Source organism: Gimibacter soli (genome assembly GCF_028463845.1).
GTDB lineage: Bacteria > Pseudomonadota > Alphaproteobacteria > Sphingomonadales > Kordiimonadaceae > Gimibacter > Gimibacter soli.
On the sequence record NZ_CP116805.1, the window covers coordinates 2,854,489 to 2,880,067 of the forward strand.

A 25,579-nucleotide genomic window follows, 5' to 3' on the forward strand; every position below is an offset into this window, starting at 1 on the left:
ATCATCAACATGGAATTCGAGAGCAGGTGGTCGCGCATCGACATTCGATATCTCCGTAAGTCATTGATCGATATACATAATATACATTTAAACGAGTATTTGATCAACTTAATAATGTAAATTAACCGCCTGAATATAAAGAAATTTGGGGCTGCGCCCGCGCTCCGTTCCACCCCGTTGGTGCCCGCCCCTCGGTCGGTGGGATGGAGATGTTGGTTGCCCGCTGGCGCGGGCGGCGGTTGGGTTTTGGCGCAGGGCCACCCTCGTGGCGCCCCGATCCCCATGGGATCGGGGGACAAGGGCCTTTGGCCCGCAGCCCGAAGACAAAAGTCAAGGCGCCCGGGACCCAAGCCGCGTGCCCGCACGCGACTTGGGAGGCGCCGAACCGCCAACACGGGCGGGCCGAACAAAAATCAGCCTTCCCGTGCTGGTCACCGATCAATCCGTCAGGTCGGACATGATGCTCCGCCTTATCCCGAAACGACGCCGCAGTGCAGAAAGATCGGTGCTCAGCGCATTCACCCGCTGCTCGCTCTCATCCAGTCTGCGGAGAATGGCCTGGTTCGTATTGTTCATCTCCCTGACCGCGTCGATCAGCTCGCGCTCCAAGGGTGTCATGATGGGCCCGGGCCGGGTCTTGCCGGTGTCCGGGATTTCTCTTTTCTCTTTCATGTCTCAGCCTTTCGTTTTCTTTGGTCCAGGTTTGGCGATAAAGGGCAGCCACGCCTTCATCGTCGGTGATCAGTTCAATGTGCATTTGGGCAAGGGCGACAGCCGCATGCCGTTGAAACTCGGCGCCGCCTCTCAGGCGAACGGCCGACCAACCTTTTGCCCTCGCGAGCGCCGCCATCAGCAGGGCGGCGTCTTCCGTCACCTGAGACGTCGTCAGGCGCTCCCCTTCATCCCTGATGTGAACGACCCCCTTGGGGGCGGCGGGGTCAATCAAGGTAATCCTCGATGGCACGGCCCAGAGGACACGATCGTAGAGCCTTTTTGGGATGAGCGGTCGGACGCTTGTCGACAACCGGATACAACGCAACATCTCGTCGCTGCCGGTCATCGGATCGTTAAGGTCATTCCCGACATTCCGGACGACACATTCCATTGACGCGGCATGATCGCGCGGGACTGTCGGCAGGGATCGGCCGGCATTCCAGGCTGCAACCTCTTCGACGCTCGGGGCGACCAATGGCTCAAACTCGACCGGTCGTCCCCTGCCCTCCTTCAGCCGAGCAGCTCGATACTTTTTGACGATGCCGTCCCGCCAATCCGCATAGGCCGCGTCATATTCCGCCGCGGCTTGCTCTGCCGTTTTGCGCGACTTGCTCTTCTTCAGCGACAGCAACGCTTCCCGGGAGGTAAAGGCTGCCGAAAACAACAGACCTTTCAAGCGGTGCTTTTCACCCGCCTCATCAACCAGGGTGAAATAGTCCTCTCCGATCCGGTTGACCCGCCAACCCGCCTGCAGGAACCAGTCGATCACGTCCGCCCGGCAAGTAAACCGCCCTTCCAGAAACTCACGCTCTGCCGACAACATGAGATCAAGTTTGACATTGCGGTATTCCTTTCCAAACCGCTTCGCCTCAGCCGATTGCTTGAGGATATGATCCGGCGCCTTCACATTGCGACGCCGCGCGGGATCTCGCGGGTCGGCCCATCCCATCTCAAAGTTCCACTTGTCCTCGAACGTATTCCAGAGCTTGCGTGATTTGGGCCCTGGGGGATGGGGATTGAAGGACCGCACTTCGCCATTCGCAAATACGATCATATTTGGGCAAAGAAAGTTGAGTTCCAATCGCCCGGTATGCCAGTGGGCAACCCACAAAAAGGGCGGCCATTCCTCTCTTGGAACTCCGGCAAATGCGGTCTCTGGAAACTCGCCCATGAAACGGTTGATCACCGCCCAAGAGGCCCTGTCTCGCGCCAGAACTTCATCCACCGGAATATCATCCCGGTGGAACGAAGCTACAGCACTGAAATAGCTTTGCGCATAAGGGGTGGCCGCGATCGCAGCCGCGACCACTCGTGGATCCCCCCACAACACCTCGGGCGGCGGGTCTCGCTCGATCCATTCACCATCTTTCAGGACCTCCAGCGCCTTAAGATAGGCGAGCGCCGCCGTACCATTCGGGTCAGTTACCGACCGATCCTTTTTATCCGGCAGCACCATCATGGCAGCAACAACCCCAGCTTGCGGTGCACGAGGAGGAGGAGAAGTGCAACGTCAGCCCGGCTGACATCCGCATCCCCCAACACTGCTTGCGACTTGGTGATCGATTGCAGAGCCTCAGTGAGGGCACCAATTTTGTAGACAACGTCACGTTGTGCAGCGCTCTCTGTGACCGAGGCGCCGGCCAGAAGCCTCCGCGCATATTCCGACACGATGAGGCCAGCGGCGGCGGCACAGGCCTCGAGCCTGGCATATTCCTCCTCTGCCATCTTCACCGTGAACGGCCGGGTCAGTCTCGACTTCCGGCGCGTCCATTTTCCATCTTCTCTGACGTCTGACATTCTTTGCTCCTTTCGTAATGACCGAGCCAAGGGGGTTTCAGAAGGGGGACTCCCCCCCTCGCCTGCTCAGGGGCTGACACGCATGCGTGTCTGACACTGAGGACTCTTGCTCAAACCGAAAGGTAGCAGCCCAAACTGAAAATCACGTCACGCCGGACAGAAAAACTTATTTTTCCTCAATATGTTGTGCGGAACATATCCACCACACGACACCTGTTAAAAATGCCCCGGATTATTAACCAATCGCTGATTTGTTAACTGTTCACACGTCGGCGCCACACGACCCGCGCGTTTCCTCATCTTTTGTCGTGCGCTCACTCTAAAAGGGCCGATATGGCGGTTGTTAACTGCTCACTTCCAGACGCGCTGATTGGACGACCGATGAGGCGCACCCGATCGGCATGCGCCGAGGTAGCCAAGCATGCTCAAAAGCTCCCACGCAGGACGCATTTCGTATGGTGTTTACGCTGGCCTTATCCTTACGGACCGATTGGGCGAGCAAGCCTCAGGCTGCCTCAACAAAGTTATTCCTGCACTTTCAGGGACCCCTGGGGTGTTGGAAAAATGGCAGAAAAGCTCGATTTGCCGATGAACCCTCATAAGATGTGTCGTGTATAATATATATTACACACAATGGTTGCTTGACATTCCTTAAAATCTATCTTAAATAGCGCTTGACTGCCAAATTTTTGCCTGACAGGCTATGCCCACGAAACACCGTGAGGCATCAATTTGGCACGACCATACCCCAAAAACCAAAACCATCGATCTTGCAGCTATGTGAATCGCGAGGCGTCGAACGCACCTGGCGATCCAATCAGCCACAATACCTCCACTGGTAGATTAACGGCACGTGCGCAATCGCACTTTTTCCACCCCCTCAAGGCAGCCCCGAGCTCCCTCGCACCCTCCCCCAGGAGGTCAACATGCCGTCCCTGACAAACGAAAATATCGAGCGAGCCGCAGCCACTGACCTGACAAAGACGCTAAGGTTACTCGGCGCGAAGCGACATCCTGATGAGCCCAAACGGTACGACCTGACCACCCTGCAAGGCAAAGAGGTCAGCGAGTATCGGTTTAGGCTCGAGGCAAACCAGTACTGGAACGAGGAGCTACGTGACCTCCGTGGCTTTGGCGCCATCACGGCTGCACAGCTCATACTCGGCACCTCCTTACAGGAAGTGGTCGATTTCCTAACGCTGGCAGCGACCTGGAGGGACGAGCTCAATGACGCCCATATCGAGGAAAAAAGGAGCACCGAACAGTCCTTTTTCTCCTTGATCTCAAGACGAGATGATGGCCTCCGGAACGAAGGGATGTCTTGGCTTCAAGAAGTATGGGGTATCGACCCATTCATCCTGCACGACCTTCGCAAAAGTGGCAAACTTCTCACCCACAAACACGCCCTAGGTTCGGCCGTCTGCTTCATGCAGTCGGACCCCACACCGCGTCTGCTTAACCCAGGTGAGAATTTCGTTTTCAGGCCCAGAGATCCAAGAGTGACGCAATTCCTCAGCGGCACTTTGGGCAAGGAAAAAGCCTTCTTCATTAATGAAACAAGCAAAGGCCCGCTGGTCCTCACACTCGATGCCATTGAAGCGATATCTTTCTATCAAAAGCATCGAAAGCTTGAAAATTTCACGGTGGTCTCCCTGGCAAACCACAAGGTGGACTGGAATTGGCTACCTAAAGACAGGCCAATCTTCGTTGCCTACCCCGCCACACCTGAAGGCGACCTAGCCACCCAATTAATACTCGAGAAGTACCCTAAAGCCATGCGCGTCCGTCCCAGCAACGGCGCTTGCTGGAATGTCGACCTTTAAACGCAGGATCAATTCTGCCCTCAGATAACACACTGGAGACACCTCGATGACAAAAACAATCTCGATCGATGACCTCGAAGAACTCGCCTCAGAAGCCCTCTTGGTCAAGACCTGGGCCAACCCGCCAGAAGAATTCATTGAGTACCAAAGATCCTGCTTCGACGAGGAGAAGCCGCAGCATCCTAAAGTCATATTAATCAACAAACTAATCGGTGATGGATTTATTATGATTGCCCAGAAGGAGGTCGACCTTCTGCCAGAGGGCCCCCAGTTCACCCCTTGGGAAAAGGCAATCATCGCGGCAGATCCCGACAACGCCATGATCCAAGATCTTCAGTTCGATGTGTTTGACGAAGACCGCGGAAGAAACCTGAGAGGCCAGGAGATTGAAGAAATCATCGCCACATACAGCAAGGTGTGGGATTTCCAACTCTCGATGCTAAAAAACGAACCTGATGAAAACGGCCCCTATTACATTGACTTCGGCGCCAGATGGTATCGAGATTGATTTCCAATGCCGACCCATCGATATTCAGGACTATTATCTTCGGACCTCCAACCGATGCAGAGCTGATCTTCCCCCAATAGGCGGTCGAGGCTCAGTGTTTGTGCGTTGATGTTTCTACTACCAGTTCGACGCGCGGGGGGGGGCTTCGGGCTAGTGCCGAAAAAAGCCGAGCCGGTGCCGACGGGGCGCCGAAGTGGTGCCGAAGTGCTTGTCAAACATCGCGTTTTCCGATGGGCAAACGTAGGTAGGGCACGATAAAAGACGGAAAAAATAGGAAAAAATATAAAAACACTTATTGACAGAACAGGCTGAAAGAACATAAATGGCGATGTGGACACGATGTAGCTACAAGAAGGTGGCGCACGTGAATCACGACAAAAATAGGAGAGAGCCATGAACGCAGACGCAGTGGTGCGGGCGCGTATTCCTTCGGAGATGAAGGACCGAGCGACCGCCGCGCTGAATGCTATGGGACTGTCTGTTTCCGATGCAATCCGCCTAATGTTGCGCCGGGTTGCCGATGAACAAAAAATTCCGTTCTCGATTGAAGTGCCGAATGCCGAGACTCGGGCAGCAATTGATGAGCTTGATGCTGGAAAGGGCACTTTTGTTTCGTCTGTTGACGAACTTTGGGCGGAAGTCGATAAGGACTAGACCCCTGAAATAAAAGGAAAAAGCGCCACCTAAACAAGGTCGGCGCTTTTTTTATGCCCGACACTTTACAAAAATCGGAATATGTGGTACCATTGTAGCTACAATGCCACGAAAATGCGTGGCTGCGATAAAACTCGGGCAAGTATTTTTTTGAGGGATTTTTTGATGCTTAGGATACAGCTGGCCACTGCTTGCAAGCGCGATTTGAGGCGCTTGGATAAGCAGGGTAAGGACAAGTCGAAATTCAGTGAGGTGGTAGCACTTCTGCAGGCGGGGGAGACTCTGCCAAAGCGTTATCAAGACCATGTCCTGCAAGGGGAATGGCGCGGATATAGGGACCTGCATATCGAACCGAATTGGGTGCTGATCTACAAGATCAGTGGTGGGGATCTGCACTTGGCACGAACAGGCAGTCACCCAGAGGTATTCGGTTAAATCTTGATCGCTTAAGCGGCCATTTTCCTTGAATGGCGCGACACTATCGTCACCTTATTGAGGGGGGGGGCAGGTAAGCGTTTTTTTATCTATTTTCGGCCCATCAACCCATGCGGGATTGATCATCTACCAATCGGTGGCCCGTGTTCAATGTTGTTACATTGATGCTTCTCCCGCAAGATCGGAGTAGCGGTGGTGCAGAGTGGAACCGGGGGATCGAACTGGCATTGGCCTTTTCGTTTCCAGTGTCGGCGGCCTCTAGCCAAGACTACCATGAGGGCGTTTGGAATTGAAGTACCGCCGCCACGCTTCAGACTTATCTGAGAAAATTCAACGTAACCTTCCGCGTGTCAATGTCTCTTGATAAGCGGGCAGATTTTCCATGAAGTCACTGATATCAAATATGTGCTTAATCATAGCGCCAGAAGTTCTCTTGATCTTTCGCACAGGGTGATCATAGATCAGCTCGACAATATCTGGGTAATTCAGCCTGAACAAGATTGCGCCTAATGCATGCGGCTTTGTGCCAAACAGACCAACCTTGATCTTTCTTTGGGGAAATTCCTTAAGAAGTTCCACCAAACACCTGTAAGCAGAAAAGGGACAACTGGCTGACGCATATCTTATATTCTTCCATGCTTGATATTTTGAATGCATCAAGGGAATCACGTTGCCTTCAAAGCTATAGAATGGATACTCTGGCTTATAGCCTGGGACCCCAATTATCGGAAAAACGGTATCTCGTTCCGGCTCAAGTTGTTCCAATGCGTGAAAAAGCCTAGGCCCTTCAAAGCCGACAAATGCTGCAAAAATATATCGCTCATCATCATCACCGGAAAAGCTTGCAAATCCAGGTATCGGCGCGATCCCGCGTGTTTTTTCACTTAGATCGTACAGTAGACCGGCCGCTGGGTTGTCGCTCTTTTTATAGTCTTTGGGCTCTACGTAGATAATTGATATTTTCTTCCGCAATGATAGAGAGACCTTCAGAAGCGGGGCCCAAACTGAATGACACAGGCCGGTAACATCCAGAAAAATTCTGTCTTTCTCAATGCCAAGTATGAAATTCCGCATTGCCCCAATATTGGATTTTGGGAATGAGGTGACTCCGGAAATATTTAATGTTTCATTAACCTCTTCGATAACTTCAAAGAAACTAACCTTAGAGAATGCCCTATCTTGGGTGCTGAAGTGGTTACTGCGCTCTTCGAAGTTTCCATAAATAAAGGCGCACGAGCCCAATGGATATGATGCCAATGGACCTTCGCAAATCTCAGAAACAAAAAAGTCAAAATCTTCAATCATTGAAGAATTCTTCAAAAAGCTTTAACTGCCCCGGCAGCTCCTCCACGAAACCTCTGTTCTGGCGCTCCACGATTGACCGAATGGTTTTTGCCGGAGCTTCGATAAGGTCAACGATTTCTGCTTCGTTAAGCATCAAATTTCGACGTCTGCGGTGACTGTAATTGAAGAATGGCGCGAAGATCGGATGCAACTGATAAGTCTCATCCTTAAGATCCCCCTCTCCTTTCGGCTTATTTCCAGGGAAAGTAAGCAATGCCAAATGCATCACACTTGCCCTTAATATCTGCGAGGCTTTTGAGTCTGCGTTCAATAGCCAGTCATCGATTGATGAAAAACGGCCGGCACTTCTGGTACTTAGTCGAAATTGATTGACCTCAATAGAATGCCCAGCTGTATCGCTCGCCAACAAACCAAAGATTCGGCCAAGAGCCAGTACAAGCTTCGTTAATTGCGCACCAAAGCTAGTTAATCCGCTTAGCTCCCCGAGATTTTTCTTTCCGACACTGATTGCTGCGTCTGTCTGCCTATCCGCGGGAATGGGATTAGCTAAATTACAGCCTGCTTCAGCGTGTAGCCGAATGGCCTTTTCAACCAACTCCATTAAATACCGGATATTATCTCCGCAAAGTTTCAGATAGACGTTCCAGCCCGAGTAGTATTTTTTTATCCCACTCTTTCCTCGCTTGATATTGAAGAGCGCTGAGTATCTGTATTCTCGTAGTCGATTATCCCAGGTAGTGCGATCTTCACTAATTTCACTGTAAACCTCGATAAAGTCGCGACGCTCGCCTTCTGCCCACAATGAAACCACGTAGAGATCAAGATCGGAAAGGCTATCCTCAATCAGGCATAAATCCTTATTTTTTAATGAGCGAACTTCAGCTCGAAGCTCAGCCGCCAGTGGCCCGAGGCCAAGGAGACTCGCCTCCTCATCTGAGGACAGCCCCGGGAATAAGTCCCTCACCAATAGAACTTCTTCAGATTCACCAGCGGCTTCGAGTCTTGCATTGCAAACTTTCTCAGCAAACTCCGCAAACTTGTCTCCAGCCATTGCTTCAGCAATATTAATCAATACATAGTCTGAAGGATGATGAAGAAATTGGTCTCGGCTTTCGGTTCCTTTATTAGACCAGCCAAGATGCCTTGCCCCGATCTTAAAAGTATACGATGTAGTTGCATGCTTAATATATGTATTAACTATTTCTTGCTGAAATTCCAAGAAATTCTCATATTCGTCTATTATTAGGAAAAACGTCTTACCGACAAAAAATTTATTATTAACTAATTCTGTAAATATAAAATCCAAAGCACCAGTCGCGCTGAGTCTTGGACAATCATCTATTCCTATATTATTGACATACATTTCAATTTTCAGAAGGGCACTTTCGACACCCAACAAAACATCGTCAACTCCATTACAAGATTCAATGCATAAAACCCTAGAAATTTTTCCCAAAGATTCATTGCTTATAAGACGTTGCGCCAAATTATTTTCTGCTGCTTGCAAAAAGGCAAAGGCCTTCTGCGCAAAAGTAAGAGCGAAGTAATGCTTAAAGAGGCGCGACCACGTTTCCTGATCCACCCCACCCCCTCTAAATGCTGTCACTCGCGGGATATTTACACGGTAGTAGAGTCCAATATGCCGCTGCTCAAGCATCTGCCGCCAAAGGCTAGCATCAGGCAATTCCCGTTCTTTCCTCCTTATCAGTTCCAATTGCCCTTGGTAGGAAAGCGTTCTCAGCACCGTGGTTTTGCCCGTTCCTCGCCCCCCTATTAGGGCACAAGGACGGAAAGTCGTAAGCTCAGGATAATAGGCAGGTTCCTTGTAAAGCTCGAAGATAGAGTCATTGAGCCATTCAGCCTTATAGCTCCCAAACAGGTCGCTGATTTTTTGGAGGTTTGCCGTCATCATTTTCGCTCCATCAGCGGGCACCAACTGCGTGAGCGGTGAAGAAATAAAGGCAGGGTCACATCTGGAATACTTCTATGGACTGCGACTGCAAACCCCAAACCATGATGCCCTCGATGCTCCTTGAGACCGGCGCGTTGACTACAATCATAAATGACCTGTTCTGCATTGGCCCGTTGGCCGTCGTTCCAAATTAACGAATCTTTTGCAAAGGCACAGTAGTTGTTCGATAATACTTGCCCAGGGAAAGTTACACAATTTCCGCTGCACATAGTCCGAATTTGATCCAATCCATATTGGGTAGCTATGTACGGCACATAAAAAGCAGTTACGTTGCCAACGCAGAGCTGTTTGAAGGATATTTTAGACCGAAGGCGTGTTTTTTCTTCATTCCAAGTTGTGGAGAACTGGTCTCCCGAACCAACAAAATCGTCGACGAAAACAACATACCGACTCTTTCCATCAGCTATGGCACCCAAAGCCTCGTCAGGCGTGTACATTCTATGCTCCTCAAATCCCAACTCCTGACGGGTCAATCGAATGATAGTAGGGCCACTTTTTGATGGGTTATCATCAGCAGGATAAGTGAATATTGCTGTCCGTAAAAATTCGCTCCACGCTTTTCGCCGCTCGGTACCCTCGTACTGATAAAAGTGCCGAGCAATTCCTGAGAATGCACTCCTAAGAAGCTGTCCACACATGCATTCGTTGAAATACATAAACGACAAAAGCAGCGATTCTGCGTAAGGGCGCTCCGATACGGTAAAATTATCCAACCAAGCTGCAGCCTTCAGGCGAGGTTGTGTAGGCCATACCCTCAAATCCTCGAAACTGTTACAGCGGTCCAATACAGCTGTCATATCAAGTCCATATCTGCGTTTCCGAATTCTTGAGAACCAGAAAACCTATATCAATTCGTCAGCGATGCTCACATGACATTTTCAGTAAAAGCAGCCTTTTTCAATCCAAGATAGATTTGGTGGCCACATAAGGCAGTGATCTACTGGAAAATAGGTGCCTATTCGGGAGCCCGATAACCATCACTTATCGGCCCCAAACGCTCGGCTTCATCAGGAATCAGTGGCTTCAACGCCTTATCCGGATACGCGCAGAGTTCGTTTGGATACGCACCCCCTTGTAGCGAACAGCTATAACGCCACTAATTTACCCTCATCGAACTGGCACTCTTGCATTCATTGAGACCCTTTTGAGGGAGACCCTTGGTGAATATGGATTAGCAATGGGCGGAAGAATAGCAGACTTGAGATGCCAGATCGACGTCACCAATCAGACTTGGAAGTGCTGAAGCAATGTACGGGGCGGCCTGAGAAGTGATGAGGTGAGATGCGTCTAAGAGCTTGAGAAAGGGAATGAGCGGCTACGGTGAGCAGTCCATGATTAGATGATTATCAAATAATCTCTTCATGCAGCAGCTTAGGGATATTCCAAACCAGGCAAGGCGTCGACGCTGTATTGATCATGCCCAAAAGCCCTACCGATAGAAAAAGCGCGGAGCTGTTGGATTCCATGTCGATAACAGTCGACATGCTCAATCCAGCTTATGAGAGAAAGGTCCCAAAAAATATTTCCATGGGGGGCTTGGGATTTTCAGTCACTTTGAGGATACTACCCGAAGGGTAATGACGCTCAAGGCGCCTGAATTTTAGCCAGGAGTCCGCCATGAACCGGTCAACAGCCCCTAACTACACCCGCCGCAAGCGCATCACATTCCTCCCCGTCGCAAATGACAATTTCGACGAAAGCGAAATGCCCCATGAGCAAAATGAGCTCAGACTTAAAGAGCTCGTCGCTGAAGCCATGGTCGAATTTGAGCTGAGAATGCAATCCATGCTGATGGCCTCTCAGGAAGCCAAAAGCAGTCCCTCAAACGAAAATTTGTGGGATCTGGATGATGTCGCCACCTACCTCAATGTCGCCAAGAAAACAGTCCAAAATCACCTTGCACCAAGACCCGATTTTCCGGCGCCTCTTAGATTTCTTGGCCGCTCTCCGCGCTGGAACCCTAACGATATCAAGCGTTGGGCGGAGAGGTCTCGTGGGCGGTGAGAATTTAATCGAGCCTCGCCGCGATCTCATCCGGCGTCGCGTCGTAGTAGGTCATGAGTTCCCGGATATCCTTGTGGCCCGTGATCCGCGCGAGGTCGAGAACTCCCACCTTCCGGGCCAGACGGGTGATAGCTTCATGACGGCTGTCATGGAATGTGAGATCAATAATGCCTGATCTTTTGATGCCATTTTCGAAACATTTTGAGAGATTATGCGGCGTCGATCGGACCGAAGATCTCAGAAAAAGATCAATCAATTCAGCCGCCCGCGCCGAAACCCCGATACGCCGACGAGTGCCATTTTTAGTCAATGGAAGCTGGACAACATTTGATGCGGCGTTGAAGCTGCCTTTCCCCACCGAATGAATTTCGGAGAGCCGCATCGCCGTTTCAATGGCGATCAGAAACATCAAGCAAACATGCTGCTGCTGTGTCCGAGGTACAGTATCAGTTTCATAGTCAAAGACATGCCGGATGAGCTCAAGTTCCGATGCGCTTACGCGCCTTTCACGAGGCGGAGGGTCTTTGGGCCGCTGCAGATCGCTGCAGGGATTTGTCCTGAGCCAATGCCATTCTTTGACGCAGATCGTGAAAACATGGCTGATCAGATTCAGGTCCCTGTTGACCGTAGAAGTGGCCACTTCCTTAAGGCGCATGTCACGCCATGCGGCAACATCAGGGGTCGCGAGATCGACAAGCCGGACCTTTGCCAGGTCACAATTTGATAGATACGCGAGCCGGCGGAGCTCGGCCAAATGGGATCTTTTCTTGCAGGAAACCTCTTTTCCATAACGGCTAAAAGCATCACCCACCGTTTTCGTCCCAGCCCGTGACGCGCGGTATGCTCCCCCATCAATTTCAGCCTCGAGAGCAAGCGCCCAAGCCTGCGCGTCCATTTTTTTAGTAAAGCTGCGCGACTCTGTAACGCCTTTTCGGCGCACTTCGACGCGCCAGGTCTCTCCCCTCTTACGAATAGTCGCCATATTTCAACACCCTTCTGCACATAGCTTGGCGCACTCTTGGCGCAAATTTGGCGCACTCAGGCGCACTTTCCGGGGAATTCCCGGGAAAATGATATGAGCAAGAAATCGAAAAAATCAAGCGTTTCCAGCGCTTTGGGAAGGTTGGGGAACTGTGGGGAAGTGGGAAAATGGGGTAGTTGGTGCCCGCTGCCGGAATCGAACCGGCACGATGTTGCCATCGAGAGATTTTAAGTCTCTTGCGTCTACCAGTTTCGCCAAGCGGGCCCATGAGCGGCAGATCGGTATCTCGCGTTATAGGGGCGCTGTGCGCCGGTCGCAAACGTCAATTTATCTAAACCGCTGCCTGCACTTCTTTTGGGTTGCCTTGGGCGCGGCGCAAGGCCAAACTCGGCGCGATTTTCGAAGCCTTTTCAAGAAAGAAGCCCTCCCCGTGACCCGCGCCTATATCCTTACCCTCTCCTGCCCCGACCAACCCGGCCTTGTGGCCGAGATTTCCGGCGTGCTGGCAGAGTGCGGTTGCACCATCACCTCGAGCCACCAGTATGGCGACGAGATTTCGGGCCGCTTCTTCATGCGCATCGCCTTCGCGCCGCTCAAGGACGAGGTGACGGAAGAGAACCTGCGCGCCACCATCGCGCCGCACGCTGAAAAGTTCGGCATGGACTGGGCCCTGCATGACGCCAAGAAACCGGCCCGCGTGCTGATCCTTGTCTCACGGTTCGATCACTGCCTGATGGATCTTCTGTATCGCCGCAAGCGGGGCGACCTTTTCATGGACGTGCCGGCCGTGGTGTCGAACCATATGGACGCTTACCAGCTGACCGCCAGCTATAATGTGCCGTTTGTCCATATGCCGGTGACGAAGGATACGAAGGCCGCGCAGGAAGAAAAGCTGCTGGCCCTGATCGAGGACGAGAAGATCGACCTTGTCGTCCTTGCGCGCTACATGCAGGTGCTGTCGGATGACACCTGCCGCAAGCTTGCCGGCAAGGTGATCAATATCCACCACAGCTTCCTGCCGAGCTTCAAGGGTGCCAAGCCCTATCATCAGGCCTATGAGAAGGGCGTGAAGATCATCGGCGCCACCGCGCATTATGTGACCGCCGACCTCGATGAAGGCCCGATCATCGAGCAGAATGTAGCGCGCGTCAGCCACGCGCTGACGCCTGATGATCTGGTGTCGGTTGGCCGCGATGTGGAGCGTGTCACGCTGGCCGAAGCTGTGAAGCTGCACCTGCAGCACCGCGTACTTCTGAATGGCAACCGGACGGTGATTTTCCGCGATCAGTAAGGCGACCGGCGAGGCCGTGGCCTCGCCTGCCAACCGGCATCAGGATCTGAACTTGCGGCGCGTCTGCCGGGTGATATCCCGGATTTCACTGAGCATGAAACGTGGTTCACCACCCGCATCCAGGAAGGGCAGGAACAGCGCTTCCACATAGACCTCAGCCCCGTCGCGAATGAACAGCGGCCCCGCCACGCGCATCGGCTTTGCCTTCTCCACCACATAATTGTGGATCACGGTCGATTCCCGGATACGGTTCGGGTACGGCCCGTCGGCCATCGTGCCGCCGCTTGCTTCCCAGCCATAAAGTTCGGCCAATGCCGAACCGAAGACGCGAAAATAATAGTTTTCCGCCGTCAGGCTGCGCGGGTCGGTGATGTCGCCACCCTGGATTTCCATCCACATCAGGTGCAACAGGTGATCCTTCAGGAGCGCCGGGCTCATGGCGGTGCGTGGCGGCAGGCCACCGGCCTTCTCGCAAGCCTCTTCATAGTGCGCGAGCAGCTTCAGGAGGCTCGGATGTTCGAGCTCCGTCTGCATTGCATCCACATCCGTGCGGATCTGGTCATCGTCGGCGATTTCCGGCTTGTCGTTGATACGCGCCCGTTCGTCGCCATAAGCTCTTTCAGTCATGCAGTCCTTGTTTCCCCATTGGCCACAGCGCGGCCCGTTCCCCTACGGGCAGCGATAACCAACGGTTTCTCTCTCGTCAATGTGTTACGTCGTGGGCTTCGCCCAGAAGGAAGCGCGGCCGGCCCTGATCATCGGCAAAGGGCATCAACAGGGCTTCCAGATACATGGGCATGGCGTCCCGCACCAGGAACGGCCCTTTCACCCGGATCACATCGCGCATTTCCGCCGCAACCTTGATGCCGAGCACCGCAAGCTCCCTCGATTTTTCGAACGGCGCGTCAGCAAGCGACCGGCCGGTCATTTCCATGCCGACCATTTCCGCAAGCTGCGAACCGAAAACCCGGAAACGCAGGTCGACAGGCCGGATGCATTCCGGCTTCGACAGGTCTTCCGTCTGGATTTCCATCCAGAAGATATAAGGCAGATGTGCCTTCAGCGCCGCTGGCCGCATGGCGGACCGGGGCGGCATGCCGCCCTTTTCCCCCTGAAGCGCCCGATAATGGGCCAGAATGGCCTGCAGCGAGGAATGACGCGGCGTCACCGCCCGTGTTTCCAGCACATTGCGGAACCACAGCAGCGCATTCTGCTCGTCAATGTCGGATAACCGCGCGCGTTCAGCTTCGTAAGCCATCAAATCCATACCATGCCTCAAAACAATTAGGACCGGTTGCCCGCCCTGTCCTTCACTGCCTGATGCTGGCGCCTTGTGGCTGTCTCAGCTGTCGAGAATGCTATGGGCCGAAATCGGCCTCAGCAAGCCGGATTTATCGTTAACGTGTGACAATTTGACATTCGCTTTGGCTTAAATGACTTACCAGATCAAAAAGTCAGCCAAGATGACACAATGCCATCGCCAATCCGGACCGCCACTGTCAGGATTCGAACATGAAAGAGATTCGCAACATTCTATAACCGCAGTTTAGCGGCAGCCCTCAGGCCGCAACTTCCTCGAACCGCAGACCCTGCCCCTCGCAGTAGGATTTGAGGGCGGCAATCACCGCTTCAATCTGGGCCAAGTCCGGCCCGCGTGCCACGATCTGAGCGCCGCCGCCGGTGTTCGAGAAGAAGGGGTAGCTGCCGATCGACACCGCCGGGTGGGCGTCCTGAATGCGGGAAAGCGGCTCGGCAAGCGCGCTTTCGGCTGTGAAGATCGTCACCGCGCGGCTGATCACCTTGTGACCGCCCTTCAGGCGCGGGCGGATGCCTTCGAGCATTGCCTGCATGATCATCGGCACGCCGGCCATCACGAACACATTGCCGATCTGGAAGCCCGGCGCGATGGAAACCGGATTGTCGATCAGCGTGGCGCCCTCAGGCACTCTTGTCATGCGCTGGCGGGCCTCTGTGAATTTCTCGGCGCCGTAATGGGCGAGAAGCCGGGCATAGGCTTCGGGGTGCTTGATCACCGGCAAGCCGAAGGCCGCTGCCACGCTTTCTGCCGTGATGTCATCGTGCGTCGGCCCGATACCACCTGTGGTGAAAACATAATCAAACCGGGCACGAAGCGCATTCACCGCCGCCACGATATCGGCTGTCACATCAGGCACAACCCGCACTTCGCCAAGCTGGATGCCGATCTCGTTCAGCCATTTGGCAAGATAAGCCAGATTGCTGTCCTGCGTGCGGCCAGACAGGATTTCATCCCCGATGATGACAAGGGCGGCAAGGACCGGCTGGCTCATATATTCATTCCGTTACAACCAATTCAATCTGATGCTTGCCGGGCCCCATGTGGCGGGCATCGGCCGCCAGTTCGTGCGCGTGGGCAAGCCTGTCTTCAACACTGCCCTCCCGCGACACGCTGACCCCGGCGTTCAGCACGGCGCGCACCACGCCGTTCGGTGTGCTCACCTCCGCTGCTTCAAGCCGCGTCATCAGGTGGGCAAAATAGGTATTCACAAAGCTCGGGTCCATGTCGGTCATCAGAAGCGCAAAGGCGCCGTCCGATACCCGCGCCAGCACATCGCTCGCCCGCGAATGAAGGGCGAGGATCGAGGCAACGGCGCGCACCAGCGTATCGGCTGCCTCATCGCCTTCGGTTGCCCGCACCGCTTTCAGGTTGGCAATCTCGACCCGCGCGAACACCGCCTGCCGCGCGCGGCGCTGCAGGTTCGCGAACATCACTTCTGCCAGATCCTCGAACGACAACATATTCCTCAAGCCCGTCAGGCTGTCCCTGACCGCTGTATCCCTGCCTACCGACATAAAAACCCCTGCCCCTTCCGGCTTTCCTGCCCCGGGTCTAGGATTCCCGTAAGGCCGGAGCCGCGCAAGAGATTTCCTGCGACATTTCGTCAATTGCGAACAATCGTGCGCCGTGATGAGATAGCAGCAGGATCAGACAGGAGATGAATGATGACCAAGGTCTACAAGGAAATCACCGGCGACATCCTCACCTATATGAAAGAAATCCGGAAGGAGACCCCGGCTCTTTCCGAAGCTTTCATGGCCATGAACACCGCCGCCTTCGGCGACGGAGAGGTCGAAAAGAAAACCAAGGAAATGATTGCGCTGGCGATCGGCGTGGCCACCCACTGCGATGGCTGCATCGGCTTCCATGCCAAGGCGCTTGTCAAGCTCGGCGCCAGCCGCAAGGAAGTGGCCGAGGTACTGGGCGTGGCCGTCCAGATGGGCGGCGGGCCAGCCATGATGTATGCGGCAGATGCGCTGAGGGCCTATGACGAATTTGCGGCGGGCTGATCACCGGCCCACCGCAATCCGGAATAGCTAGCGGGTCACGCGCCGAAGACGCGGCGGAAGATCGTGTCCACATGCTTGGTGTGATAGTCCATGTTGAACAGCTCCTCGAGCTCGGCAACCGGGACTTTCGCGGTGACGGTTTCGTCTTCTTTCAGAAGATCGAGAAGGTGGACGGCACCTTTTGATTCCCACACTTTCATGGCGTTGCGCTGCACGAGGCGGTAGCTGTCCTCGCGGCTCACACCGGCCTGCGTCAGCGCCAGCAGCACACGCTGGCTGTTCGGCAGGCCGCCAAGCTTGTTCATATTATCCAGCATGTTTTCCGGATAGACGACGAGATTGTCCATCACGTTCGTCAGGCGCGCCAGCGAGAAGTCGAGGGCGACAGTGGCATCGGGGCCGATGTTGCGCTCGACGGACGAGTGGCTGATATCGCGCTCGTGCCAGAGGGCCACGTTTTCCATTGCCGGGATCGCGAAAGCACGGATGAGGCGGGCTTGGCCGGTCAGGTTCTCGGTGAGGATCGGGTTACGCTTGTGCGGCATGGCCGACGAGCCCTTCTGACCGGCCGAGAAATATTCCTCGGCTTCCAGAACCTCGGTGCGCTGCAGGTGGCGCACTTCAACCGATAGGCGCTCGATGCACGAGGCCACAACGGCGAGCGTGGCGAAATACATGGCGTGACGGTCACGCGGGATCACCTGCGTCGACACCGGCTCGGGCTTCAGGCCAAGGGCTTCGGCCACATGCTCTTCCACGCGCGGGTCGATGTTGGCGAAGGTGCCGACGGCGCCCGAAATCGCACAGGTCGCGACTTCCTCGCGGGCATTGATCATGCGGGTGCGGCAGCGGTCGAACTCGGCATAGGCCTGCGCGAGCTTGAGGCCGAAGGTCACGGGCTCGGCATGGATGCCGTGGCTGCGACCGATGCAGATCGTATCCTTGTGTTCGTAAGCGCGGCGCTTCAGCACAACAAGCAGCTTGTCGAGGTCTTCGATGATGAGGTCAGCGGCGCGCACGAGCTGGATATTGAAGCAGGTATCAAGAACGTCCGACGAGGTCATACCCTGGTGCACGAAGCGGGCTTCGTCGCCCACATGCTCGGCGAGGTTCGTCAGGAAGGCGATCACATCGTGCTTCACTTCGCGCTCGATCTCGTCAATACGGTCGATTTCCCATGCACCGCGCTCCCAGACCGCCTTGGCGGCAGAAGCGGGGATCACGCCGAGCTTCGCCTGCGCATCGCATGCATGGGCCTCGATCTCGAACCAGATACGGAAGCGAGCCTCCGGTTCCCAGATTGCAGCCATTTGCGGGCGGGTATAGCGCGGGATCATCGGCGGGCTCCTTCACAGATTTCAGGCGGGGTAAGCGTTTCGCCGCGTGCGATACCAGAAACGGGGCCGTTCGGCAAGGCTGCCGCTTGACAGGGGAGCCCTGCAGTCCGAGCATGCCGCCAGCAGAAACAAGGAGACATCGATGCGCCGTTCATTGCTTGCCGCCCTTTTCGCCTTCTCAAGTGCCGTTCAGGCCGACGATTATCTGATCGAAAAGGCAAATGTGCTGATCTCCCCCATTGAGGCGGCGCCTGCCGGTACCAAGGTGCTGGTCAAGGGCGACCGGATCGTGGCCATGGGCAAGGATATTGCGGCGCCTGCCGGTGTCCGGCGGATCGATGGCAGCGGCAAATGGCTGATGCCGGGGCTGACCGAAATGCACGCCCACCTGCCGCGCGGCGGGGAAGAAGAGGTGGAAACGCAGGAAACGCTGTTCCTCTATCTCGCGGGCGGCATCACCACCGTGCGCGGCATGCTGGGCGCACCTGTCCAGTTCAGCGTACGCGATGCCATCAAGCGCGGTGATATCCCGGGCCCGACCTTCTATCTCGCCGCGCCCAGCCTGAACGGCGACAGCGTGCGGACGGTGGAAGAAGGCCGCGAGAAGGTAACAGCCTACGCTGCCGAAGGCTGGGATCTCCTGAAAATTCATCCCGGCCTCAGCCTCGCCGAATATCAGGCGATTGCCGAGACCGCGAAAGAGAAAGGCATCCGCCTTGGCGGCCATGTGCCGCAGGACGTGGGCATCCTGAACGCCCTTGCCGCCGGGCAATCCTCCATCGACCATATGGACGGCTATATCTTCTGGCTTGGCGGGCAGGACCATGTGCTGACTGACGAAGAACTGGCCGAGGCGGTGAAGGTGACACTGCAATCCGGGACCGTGATTGTACCGACGCAGGCGCTGTTCAACCTGCTGCGGTCAGGCGGCGACAAGGAAGCCCTGCTGGCTCGCCCCGAAAACCGCTACATGCGGCCCGATCTTGTGAAGGCATGGGCAGCGACCGTTGACCAGATCGCCCTTGGCGCCAATGCCCAGATCGCACCGAACCGCGACCGGCTCCTGAAGGCCTTTGCCGACGGCGGGGTGAAGATCGCGCTCGGCTCCGACGCGCCGCAAATCTTCTCAGTCCCCGGCTTTTCGATCATGCGCGAAATCGAGGCCATGCGGCATGCCGGCATGACCGACGCGCAAATCCTTGAAGCCGCCCTCACTGTACCCGCCGACTATTTCAAGGATCAGGATTGCTTTGGCGTGGTGAAAGCCACCTGCCGGGCCGACCTCATCCTTGTAGACGGCGACCCGCGCGCCGATGCGTTGGCAATGACCCGGCTTTCAGGTGTGATGGCCGCAGGGCGCTGGTACAGCCGCGAACGGATCGACAGCGAGCTCGCCATCATCGCCAGGCGCCACGCTAGCGAGTAAGCGCCTCCAGCACCGCACGGCACTGGCCCAGGCTGAACTGCAGGTTCATGGCTTCATGGATATGCACGAAGCCGCCCCATTCATGTTCGCTCGACAGGTGAATTTTCGCCTTCGCAGATCTGTTCTCAAAATCGCTGCGGAAAACGATGAAAAGCCGGTTGCCGTTCACATGATGCGTCTTCACCCATGAGGTGACCATGTCGATGGGGCCGAGCTTGAGGCCGGTTTCCTCGAACACCTCCCGGGTCAGGGCTTCCTCGATTGTCTCGCCGGCATCGACCTTACCGCCCGGCAGATCATAGGCGCCGCCGGTTTTCTTCAAAACCAGCACCCGGCGGTCGGATGACACGATCACCGCCTTCACGGTAACCGGCAGGCGCGCCGCCATCAGGTGAGGGAAGCGCCGGCCCAGTTGGCGAACCACAAGCGACTTCAGCACCATCAGATCAGCCCCTCGGACTTGAAGCTGGTGTGCCCCTTGATACCGATGATCAGGTGGTCATGCACTGCGATGCCAAGCTTGCTGCAGGCGTCAGCCACTTCCTTCGTCATGGCAATATCGGCGCGCGACGGCGTGGTGTCGCCTGAGGGATGATTATGAACAAGGATCAGCGCGGAAGCGCCAAGCTCCAGCGCCCGCCGCACCACCTCGCGCGGGTAAACCGGGGTCTGGTCAACCGTGCCTTCGCCCTGCACTTCGTCGGCGACCAGCACATTCTTGCGGTCGAGGAACAGCACGCGGAAACGTTCCCGCGTGTCATCGGCCATATCAAGCCGCAGATAATCAAGAAGCGCCTGCCAGTTCGATAGCACTGGCCGGGCCGTCACCTGCTCTTTCGCCATATGAAGGGCGGCGGCCTTCACGGTCAGGAGCGTGGCGGCAACAGCATCCGAAAGGCCGGCGGCGCGCAAGGCACCGGCATCGGCTGCAAGCAGGCGGCCGAGCGAGCCGAAACGGGCGATCAGGTCTTTCGCCACGGGCTTCACATCGCGGCGCGGGATCGCCAGAAACAGCAGAAGTTCGAGAAGTTCATAGTCAGCCACCCCATCCGGGCCTGCCTTCAGGAACCGCTCGCGCAGGCGCTGGCGGTGCCCGGCGGTGTGATCCTTTGCAGGCGTTTCGGGGAAAAGCTGATCCGTCATGAAGCCTCAGAGCGCATAGGGCGGCTGAAACAGCCCTTTCGGAGAAAGCGTGAAAATCTCGTAGCCGTCCTCGGTGACGGCCAGCGTGTGCTCGAACTGCGCCGACAGGCTCTTGTCGCGGGTCACCGCCGTCCAGCCATCATTCAGCACCTTGCAGTCCGGCCGGCCCACATTCACCATCGGCTCGATCGTGAAGAACATGCCGGGTTTCAGTTCAGGCCCCTGCCCCGGCTTACCATAATGGACAATGCTCGGTTCATCATGGAAGACCCGCCCGATGCCATGGCCACAGAAATCGCGGACGACCGAGAAACGGTTGGCCTCCACGTGCGACTGGATGGCATGGCCGATGTCACCGAGCGTGGCGCCGGGCTTCACCGCCTCGATACCTTTCCACATGGCTTCGAAGGTTACTTTCACCAGCCGTTCGGCCAGCACCTTGGGCTTGCCGACAAAGAACATGCGGCTGGTGTCGCCGTACCAGCCATCAAGGATCACCGTGACGTCGATATTCACGATATCGCCGTCCTTCAGAATCTTCTCGCCCGGAATACCGTGGCAGATCACATGGTTGACCGATGTGCAGATGGATTTCGGGAAGCCCTTGTAATTCAGCGGCGCCGGGATGGCATTATGTTCGATGATGAAATCATGGCAAAGCTGGTTAAGCGCCTCGGTCGTCACGCCCGGCACCACGTGCGGCGTGATGAAATCCAGCACCTCGGCGGCCAGCTTGCCAGCCGCGCGCATGCTGGGAAAGGCATCGGGGCCATGCAGCTTGATGGCGCCTGTGCGGGATTCCGGGCTTTCGATGGCGTCGATATAGGTCATGGCGTGTCTTTACTTTCAACCGGCGGCAGGGGCGTCGGCACCCTCTGCCTGCAAATATAGGGGAAGTGCGCCACCAAGCGCAATCGCATCGGGCGTTAGATGGCAGGCCCGGACGAGGATTTCAACGCCGGCGTCATGCGCCTCGCTAAGGGCGCCCGCATATTTGGGATCAATCTCCCACGCCGGGCGGAAGGCTGCGCAGTCACCGCGCTGCACCAGAAACAGCATCACGGCGCGCCCGCCTGTGGCTGCCACGGCCATCAGTTCGTGCAGATGCTTGGTGCCGCGTGCGGTGACCGAATCCGGGAAACGGGCCTCGTCGCCCACGCGCAGCGATACATTCTTGATCTCGACATAGGCTGGCGACCGGCCATCACCTTCGAGCAGCAGGTCAATCCGGCTTGCCTCACCGTAAGGCACCTCGCGCCGGATACTGGCGTAACCCGCAAGTTCCGGTATCAGCCCTGCGCCGATGGCCATTTCGGCAAGCCTGTTCGGATGCGCGGTATTGATGCCGACCAGATGGCCGTCCACCTCGATCATTTCCCACCGCCAGGCGAGCTTCGCCTTCGGGTTGGTGTTCGGCGAAAGGTAAACCTTTGACCCCGGCATGTTGCAGCCCAGCATCGAGCCCGGATTGGCGCAGTGGGCAACCACAATCTCGCCGCCCGGCATCTCGATATCGGCCAGAAAGCGCTTGTAACGCCGCACAAGGCGGGCTTCCAGAAGGGGAGGCGTGAAGCGGATCATGCGCCGGAGCCTAGAAAGGCCGATGGCGCGGCGCAAGGGGATAGTTGCCAAACAGCAACATAGCCCGAAAACCGTATGGGTTACGGGGCTCTCTCACTCATTTTTTTATCGCGGATAACGCAGGACTGTGACATTTCGGTTACGGATTTCGAGAAACCAGAGTCCGCATCGTCCGCCCATACCCATCCGAGGCAGGATGATGACCTTAACCCTTCAGTGGAGGAAACCCATGCAATCCAACTGGCTGAAACGCGCCGGCATCCTGTCGCTTGGCACGTCGCTCACCGCCATTGCCTCGACCACGGCAATCGCACAGGACGACTTTGTCGGCTTCGAAGAGATCGTCGTGACCGCGCAAAAACGCGAACAATCGATCCAGGATGTTCCGATCTCGATTTCGACCCTCAGCGGCGAAAAGGTCAGCCAATTCTCGGAAGGCGGCGCCGACATCAAGTTCCTGGCCGCACGCATTCCGGGCGTGAACGCCGAATCGTCCAACGGCCGTGTGGCTCCGCGCTTCTATATCCGCGGCCTCGGCAACTCCGACTTCGACCTTGCTGCCTCGCAGCCGGTTTCGATCGTCATGGACGATGTCGTGATGGAAAACGTGGTTCTGAAAAGCTTCCCGCTCTTCGATATCGAGCGCGTTGAGGTTCTTCGTGGCCCGCAGGGCACCCTCTTCGGCCGCAACACCCCGGCCGGCATCATCAAGTTCGACACCGTGAAGCCGAGCCAGGAAACTGAAGGCTATGTGAAAGCAAGCTTCGGGACGCTTGGCACCGGCGTCTTCGAAGGCGCCGTTGGCGGCGCGCTTTCGGACGTTCTGTCGGCTCGCGTCTCGGCTCTCTGGACCCGTCAGGACGACTGGATCGACAACGGCTTCACCGGTGAAGACAGCGCAATGGGCGGCATGGACGATATGGCCGGCCGTATCCAGCTGCTTTACACCCCGAACGAAAATATCCGCGCGCTCTTCAACCTGCACGGCCGCACCTACGATGGCACCGCAGCGCTGTTCCGCGATCATATTTTCACGCCGGGCACCAACGACCTGAATGACAATTTCGATTGGAATACGGTCTATTACAACGACACCCACAACAACCCGCAAGAGTATGACTCGTGGGGCAGCTCGTTCAACCTGGCGATCGACCTGAACGACACCTATACGATCACCTCGATCACCGCCTACGAAACCGCTGATGGCCGCAGCCTCGGCGACATCGACGGCGGCAACGGCCCGGCTGCTTCGACCACGCAGGATGCCATCGATGACCTCGAGCAGGTCACCGAAGAACTCCGCATCTCCGGTCAGGCTACCGAGAAACTGTACGTGCAGGCTGGTCTCTACTATTTCGACAGCGACTTCACGATCATCACCTCGCCCTTCTTCATCCCCTCGTCTTCGGTTCGTCACACGAACGAAACCTGGGCTCTGTTCGGCCAGGCTGCCTATGACGTGAGCGAAGCCACGACGGTTACCGTCGGCGCCCGCTACACCGAAGATGACAAGACCCTGCACGGCGTCTTCGCCTTCGGCACCGTGTTCGACACCGACCTTTCGGGTGAGAAATTCACTTGGGACGTTGCTGTGAACCACGCCGTGAACGACGACCTCAGCGTCTTCGCCAAGGTTGCGACCGGCTTCCGCGCCCCGACCATTCAGGGCCGTGACATCGCCTTCTTCGGCGTGCCGACCGTTGCCAAGGAAGAGACCGTGATCTCGTACGAAGCCGGCTTCAAAGCCACGCTTCTTGATGGTCTGATGCGCTGGAACGGTGCCGCTTACTACTGGGACGTTGATGGCCTGCAAGTGACCGCCGTTGGCGGCGCTGGCAACAACATCTCGCTCCTCAATGCCGAGAAAGTTATCGGCTACGGCGTCGAGACCGATCTTGAAGTGATCCTCAGCGACAACCTGACGCTGACCGGCGGTTTCGCCTGGACCCCGACGAAGATTAAAGACGACAATCTTCTCATCGGCGTTTGCACGGGCTGCCTGACGATCACCGATCCGATCGTGACCACCGCTGCCGGTGCTGCTGCCCGCGTTGACGGCAACCCGCTCCCGAATGCGTCGAAATACACGCTGAACGTGGCGCTGGACTATGCCCAGCCGCTGGACAATGGCCGTGAAGTCTTCTTCTCGACCGATTGGGCCTTCCAGGGGAAAACCAACTTCTTCCTCTTCGAAGCTGCTGAAGCCTACACCAAGAACACCTTCGAAGGTGGCTTCCGTGCCGGCCTGCGCTGGAACGACGGCCAGTATGAAGTGGCCCTCTTCGGCCGCAACATCACCAACGAAGCTAACGTGAAAGGCATCGTGGCCTTCAACGCTGGCGCTGACGTTCAGTCGGCCTTCGTTGGCGAGCCCCGCGTTGTCGGCGTATCGTTCAGCTCGCAGTTCTAAGCGACTGAATAGCGAACAAACGAAAAGCCCGGGCGGAAACGCCCGGGCTTTTTGCTTTTATCGAAGAGAGAAGAAAGCTCAGACGAGCCGGATCGAATGGCCGCCATCTACAGGCAGGGCCACCCCCGTCACATAGCTCGCCCCGTCGCCCGCCAGCATCAGGAAGGGCCCGCGCAGCTCGGAAAGCTCGCCGTGACGCTTCGGCGGCGACTTCTGCACCATCGCCTTGCCGATATCGCTTTCAAGATAGGTGTCGTTGATTTCCGTCTTGAAGTAACCGGGGCAGATGGCGTTGACGCGGATACCGAAGCGGAACAACTCGGTCGCCAGCGCCTTGGTCATCTGCACCACAGCCGCCTTCGAGGTCGCATAGGCGAACTGCTGCGGCGCCACGCCAAGGCCAAGGATCGAAGCGGTGTTGATGATCGAGCCGCCGGTTTTGGCTTCCACCATCCGGCGAGCCCCTTCCCGCGCCACGCGCCACGCACCCTTCAGGTTCGTGTTCATCACGAAGTCCCAGTCTTCCTCGTCATGCTCCAGCGCCCACTTGGGGCACGCCACGCCAGCGTTGTTGGCAATAACGGTGACGGTGCCGAAAGCTTCCTCAGCCGCATCGAAGGCCGCCGCCACGCTTTTGCCGTCCGTCACATCCATCGCGACAGCGAGGGTCTTGTGGCCGGTTTCAGCGGCGATCTTGTCGGCCAGCGCCTGAATGCGCTCGGTACGGCGCGCGGCCAGTACCACATGGGCACCGGCAAGCGCCGCCGTATGGGCGATCTCGGCGCCGATCCCCGACGACGCGCCCGAAACCAGCACCGTCTTGCCTTGCAGGCTGAAGAGTCCGTCCAAAAGCGTCGTCATAGGGACCAG

The 25,579-nt window shown here is 56.2% G+C and carries 25 protein-coding genes and 1 tRNA gene; 9 read left to right on the forward strand and 17 right to left on the reverse strand.

What is annotated here, in order from left to right:
* Positions 1 to 535: 535 nt before the first annotated feature.
* Positions 536 to 2,173, reverse strand: coding sequence for an LPD7 domain-containing protein (locus tag PH603_RS13155; protein WP_289502999.1), 1,638 nt, complete (start codon positions 2,171 to 2,173; stop codon positions 536 to 538).
* Positions 2,170 to 2,511, reverse strand: coding sequence for a plasmid mobilization protein (locus tag PH603_RS13160; RefSeq protein ID WP_289503000.1), 342 nt, complete (start codon positions 2,509 to 2,511; stop codon positions 2,170 to 2,172). The genes PH603_RS13155 and PH603_RS13160 overlap by 4 nt, the downstream gene beginning before the upstream one ends.
* 926 nt (positions 2,512 to 3,437) lie before the next feature.
* Here PH603_RS13160 and PH603_RS13165 point away from each other — a divergent pair.
* The 4 genes from PH603_RS13165 (at position 3,438) to PH603_RS13180 (ending at position 5,931) form a co-directional block, all read left to right on the forward strand.
* Entirely contained in the window at positions 3,438 to 4,334 is an 897-nt protein-coding gene (locus tag PH603_RS13165; protein WP_289503001.1) for a hypothetical protein, read from the forward strand.
* Positions 4,335 to 4,380: 46 nt separating this feature from the next.
* Positions 4,381 to 4,842, forward strand: a complete 462-nt coding sequence (locus PH603_RS13170) for a hypothetical protein (protein WP_289503002.1) — start codon at positions 4,381 to 4,383, stop codon at positions 4,840 to 4,842.
* Between the two features lie 393 nt (positions 4,843 to 5,235).
* A complete protein-coding gene (locus PH603_RS13175; RefSeq protein WP_289503003.1) occupies positions 5,236 to 5,496 on the forward strand; it encodes a type II toxin-antitoxin system RelB/DinJ family antitoxin in 261 nt (86 codons plus the stop codon).
* A gap of 165 nt (positions 5,497 to 5,661) precedes the next feature.
* On the forward strand, positions 5,662 to 5,931 hold the full coding sequence (locus tag PH603_RS13180; RefSeq protein WP_289503004.1) for a type II toxin-antitoxin system YafQ family toxin: 270 nt from the start codon (positions 5,662 to 5,664) through the stop codon (positions 5,929 to 5,931).
* Between the two features lie 330 nt (positions 5,932 to 6,261).
* On the opposite strand, the gene PH603_RS13185 is transcribed toward PH603_RS13180, so the two are convergent.
* The 3 genes from PH603_RS13185 to PH603_RS13195 are packed head-to-tail and all read right to left on the reverse strand — an operon-like array spanning position 6,262 to position 10,005.
* Positions 6,262 to 7,236 carry a hypothetical protein gene (locus PH603_RS13185; RefSeq protein WP_289503005.1) on the reverse strand — a complete coding sequence of 325 codons (975 nt, stop codon included), beginning with the start codon at positions 7,234 to 7,236 and terminating at the stop codon, positions 6,262 to 6,264.
* Positions 7,229 to 9,148 carry an ORC-CDC6 family AAA ATPase gene (locus PH603_RS13190; protein ID WP_289503006.1) on the reverse strand — a complete coding sequence of 640 codons (1,920 nt, stop codon included), beginning with the start codon at positions 9,146 to 9,148 and terminating at the stop codon, positions 7,229 to 7,231. The genes PH603_RS13185 and PH603_RS13190 overlap by 8 nt, the downstream gene beginning before the upstream one ends.
* On the reverse strand, positions 9,145 to 10,005 hold the full coding sequence (locus PH603_RS13195) for a phosphoribosyltransferase-like protein (RefSeq protein ID WP_289503007.1): 861 nt from the start codon (positions 10,003 to 10,005) through the stop codon (positions 9,145 to 9,147). The genes PH603_RS13190 and PH603_RS13195 overlap by 4 nt, the downstream gene beginning before the upstream one ends.
* A gap of 820 nt (positions 10,006 to 10,825) precedes the next feature.
* Here PH603_RS13195 and PH603_RS13200 point away from each other — a divergent pair.
* Complete coding sequence (locus tag PH603_RS13200; RefSeq protein WP_289503008.1) at positions 10,826 to 11,212, forward strand: helix-turn-helix transcriptional regulator; 387 nt, start codon at positions 10,826 to 10,828, stop codon at positions 11,210 to 11,212.
* A gap of 4 nt (positions 11,213 to 11,216) precedes the next feature.
* On the opposite strand, the gene PH603_RS13205 is transcribed toward PH603_RS13200, so the two are convergent.
* Both PH603_RS13205 and PH603_RS13210 read right to left on the reverse strand, forming a co-directional pair.
* Positions 11,217 to 12,194 carry a tyrosine-type recombinase/integrase gene (locus PH603_RS13205; protein ID WP_289503009.1) on the reverse strand — a complete coding sequence of 326 codons (978 nt, stop codon included), beginning with the start codon at positions 12,192 to 12,194 and terminating at the stop codon, positions 11,217 to 11,219.
* Positions 12,195 to 12,371: 177 nt separating this feature from the next.
* Positions 12,372 to 12,458, reverse strand: a tRNA-Leu gene (locus tag PH603_RS13210).
* A gap of 166 nt (positions 12,459 to 12,624) precedes the next feature.
* On the opposite strand from PH603_RS13210, the gene purU reads away from it, so the two are divergent.
* Entirely contained in the window at positions 12,625 to 13,485 is an 861-nt protein-coding gene (purU, locus tag PH603_RS13215; RefSeq protein WP_289503010.1) for a formyltetrahydrofolate deformylase, read from the forward strand.
* Positions 13,486 to 13,524: 39 nt separating this feature from the next.
* On the opposite strand, the gene PH603_RS13220 is transcribed toward purU, so the two are convergent.
* The 4 genes from PH603_RS13220 to PH603_RS13235 all read right to left on the reverse strand — a co-directional run bounded on the left by PH603_RS13220 (position 13,525) and on the right by PH603_RS13235 (position 16,317).
* Entirely contained in the window at positions 13,525 to 14,112 is a 588-nt protein-coding gene (locus PH603_RS13220; protein ID WP_289503011.1) for a PAS domain-containing protein, read from the reverse strand.
* Positions 14,113 to 14,188: 76 nt separating this feature from the next.
* Positions 14,189 to 14,752: a PAS domain-containing protein gene (locus PH603_RS13225; protein WP_289503012.1), complete on the reverse strand. Its 564-nt coding sequence runs from the start codon at positions 14,750 to 14,752 to the stop codon at positions 14,189 to 14,191.
* A 292-nt stretch (positions 14,753 to 15,044) separates the two neighbouring features.
* Positions 15,045 to 15,794, reverse strand: coding sequence for a competence/damage-inducible protein A (locus PH603_RS13230; protein ID WP_289503013.1), 750 nt, complete (start codon positions 15,792 to 15,794; stop codon positions 15,045 to 15,047).
* A 4-nt stretch (positions 15,795 to 15,798) separates the two neighbouring features.
* Entirely contained in the window at positions 15,799 to 16,317 is a 519-nt protein-coding gene (locus PH603_RS13235) for a GGDEF domain-containing protein (protein WP_289503014.1), read from the reverse strand.
* Between the two features lie 150 nt (positions 16,318 to 16,467).
* On the opposite strand from PH603_RS13235, the gene PH603_RS13240 reads away from it, so the two are divergent.
* Positions 16,468 to 16,812: a carboxymuconolactone decarboxylase family protein gene (locus tag PH603_RS13240; protein ID WP_353507417.1), complete on the forward strand. Its 345-nt coding sequence runs from the start codon at positions 16,468 to 16,470 to the stop codon at positions 16,810 to 16,812.
* A 35-nt stretch (positions 16,813 to 16,847) separates the two neighbouring features.
* Here the strand turns inward: PH603_RS13240 and purB are convergent, their stop codons facing one another.
* Positions 16,848 to 18,149: an adenylosuccinate lyase gene (gene purB / locus PH603_RS13245; RefSeq protein ID WP_289503016.1), complete on the reverse strand. Its 1,302-nt coding sequence runs from the start codon at positions 18,147 to 18,149 to the stop codon at positions 16,848 to 16,850.
* 142 nt (positions 18,150 to 18,291) lie between these two features.
* Here purB and PH603_RS13250 point away from each other — a divergent pair, with 142 nt between their 5' ends.
* A complete protein-coding gene (locus PH603_RS13250; protein ID WP_289503017.1) occupies positions 18,292 to 19,575 on the forward strand; it encodes an amidohydrolase family protein in 1,284 nt (427 codons plus the stop codon).
* Here PH603_RS13250 and PH603_RS13255 read toward each other — a convergent pair.
* From PH603_RS13255 to sfsA, 4 genes are read right to left on the reverse strand one after another with little or no spacing between them, the layout of a single operon-like run.
* Positions 19,565 to 20,017 (reverse strand): NUDIX domain-containing protein, encoded by a 453-nt coding sequence (locus PH603_RS13255; RefSeq protein WP_289503018.1) that lies wholly within the window; start codon positions 20,015 to 20,017, stop codon positions 19,565 to 19,567. The genes PH603_RS13250 and PH603_RS13255 overlap by 11 nt on opposite strands.
* On the reverse strand, positions 20,017 to 20,718 hold the full coding sequence (gene radC, locus PH603_RS13260) for a RadC family protein (RefSeq protein ID WP_289503019.1): 702 nt from the start codon (positions 20,716 to 20,718) through the stop codon (positions 20,017 to 20,019). The genes PH603_RS13255 and radC overlap by 1 nt, the downstream gene beginning before the upstream one ends.
* A 6-nt stretch (positions 20,719 to 20,724) precedes the next feature.
* Positions 20,725 to 21,549 carry a type I methionyl aminopeptidase gene (gene map, locus PH603_RS13265; RefSeq protein WP_289503020.1) on the reverse strand — a complete coding sequence of 275 codons (825 nt, stop codon included), beginning with the start codon at positions 21,547 to 21,549 and terminating at the stop codon, positions 20,725 to 20,727.
* A gap of 15 nt (positions 21,550 to 21,564) precedes the next feature.
* Positions 21,565 to 22,296, reverse strand: a complete 732-nt coding sequence (gene sfsA / locus PH603_RS13270; RefSeq protein WP_434783326.1) for a DNA/RNA nuclease SfsA — start codon at positions 22,294 to 22,296, stop codon at positions 21,565 to 21,567.
* Positions 22,297 to 22,528: 232 nt separating this feature from the next.
* On the opposite strand from sfsA, the gene PH603_RS13275 reads away from it, so the two are divergent.
* The gene (locus PH603_RS13275; protein ID WP_289503022.1) at positions 22,529 to 24,709 is read left to right on the forward strand and encodes a TonB-dependent receptor; all 2,181 of its coding nucleotides are present in this window, start codon (positions 22,529 to 22,531) and stop codon (positions 24,707 to 24,709) included.
* 78 nt (positions 24,710 to 24,787) lie between these two features.
* On the opposite strand, the gene PH603_RS13280 is transcribed toward PH603_RS13275, so the two are convergent.
* Entirely contained in the window at positions 24,788 to 25,570 is a 783-nt protein-coding gene (locus tag PH603_RS13280) for an SDR family NAD(P)-dependent oxidoreductase (protein ID WP_289503023.1), read from the reverse strand.
* Positions 25,571 to 25,579 lie beyond the last annotated feature (9 nt).

Coding starts and splice junctions, on each gene's coding strand:
- PH603_RS13235 (WP_289503014.1), bottom strand. CDS start 16,317: ATGTCGGTAGGCAGGGATACAGCGGTCAGGGACAGCCTGACGGGCTTG.
- PH603_RS13230 (WP_289503013.1), bottom strand. CDS start 15,794: ATGAGCCAGCCGGTCCTTGCCGCCCTTGTCATCATCGGGGATGAAATC.
- PH603_RS13240 (WP_353507417.1), top strand. CDS start 16,468: ATGACCAAGGTCTACAAGGAAATCACCGGCGACATCCTCACCTATATG.
- PH603_RS13155 (WP_289502999.1), bottom strand. CDS start 2,173: ATGATGGTGCTGCCGGATAAAAAGGATCGGTCGGTAACTGACCCGAAT.
- PH603_RS13160 (WP_289503000.1), bottom strand. CDS start 2,511: ATGTCAGACGTCAGAGAAGATGGAAAATGGACGCGCCGGAAGTCGAGA.
- PH603_RS13275 (WP_289503022.1), top strand. CDS start 22,529: ATGCAATCCAACTGGCTGAAACGCGCCGGCATCCTGTCGCTTGGCACG.
- map (WP_289503020.1), bottom strand. CDS start 21,549: ATGACCTATATCGACGCCATCGAAAGCCCGGAATCCCGCACAGGCGCC.
- PH603_RS13180 (WP_289503004.1), top strand. CDS start 5,662: ATGCTTAGGATACAGCTGGCCACTGCTTGCAAGCGCGATTTGAGGCGC.
- PH603_RS13190 (WP_289503006.1), bottom strand. CDS start 9,148: ATGATGACGGCAAACCTCCAAAAAATCAGCGACCTGTTTGGGAGCTAT.
- PH603_RS13165 (WP_289503001.1), top strand. CDS start 3,438: ATGCCGTCCCTGACAAACGAAAATATCGAGCGAGCCGCAGCCACTGAC.
- PH603_RS13185 (WP_289503005.1), bottom strand. CDS start 7,236: ATGATTGAAGATTTTGACTTTTTTGTTTCTGAGATTTGCGAAGGTCCA.
- PH603_RS13200 (WP_289503008.1), top strand. CDS start 10,826: ATGAACCGGTCAACAGCCCCTAACTACACCCGCCGCAAGCGCATCACA.
- PH603_RS13220 (WP_289503011.1), bottom strand. CDS start 14,112: ATGACTGAAAGAGCTTATGGCGACGAACGGGCGCGTATCAACGACAAG.
- radC (WP_289503019.1), bottom strand. CDS start 20,718: ATGACGGATCAGCTTTTCCCCGAAACGCCTGCAAAGGATCACACCGCC.
- PH603_RS13255 (WP_289503018.1), bottom strand. CDS start 20,017: ATGGTGCTGAAGTCGCTTGTGGTTCGCCAACTGGGCCGGCGCTTCCCT.
- PH603_RS13170 (WP_289503002.1), top strand. CDS start 4,381: ATGACAAAAACAATCTCGATCGATGACCTCGAAGAACTCGCCTCAGAA.
- purB (WP_289503016.1), bottom strand. CDS start 18,149: ATGATCCCGCGCTATACCCGCCCGCAAATGGCTGCAATCTGGGAACCG.
- PH603_RS13280 (WP_289503023.1), bottom strand. CDS start 25,570: ATGACGACGCTTTTGGACGGACTCTTCAGCCTGCAAGGCAAGACGGTG.
- PH603_RS13250 (WP_289503017.1), top strand. CDS start 18,292: ATGCGCCGTTCATTGCTTGCCGCCCTTTTCGCCTTCTCAAGTGCCGTT.
- PH603_RS13205 (WP_289503009.1), bottom strand. CDS start 12,194: ATGGCGACTATTCGTAAGAGGGGAGAGACCTGGCGCGTCGAAGTGCGC.
- PH603_RS13195 (WP_289503007.1), bottom strand. CDS start 10,005: ATGACAGCTGTATTGGACCGCTGTAACAGTTTCGAGGATTTGAGGGTA.
- PH603_RS13225 (WP_289503012.1), bottom strand. CDS start 14,752: ATGGATTTGATGGCTTACGAAGCTGAACGCGCGCGGTTATCCGACATT.
- PH603_RS13175 (WP_289503003.1), top strand. CDS start 5,236: ATGAACGCAGACGCAGTGGTGCGGGCGCGTATTCCTTCGGAGATGAAG.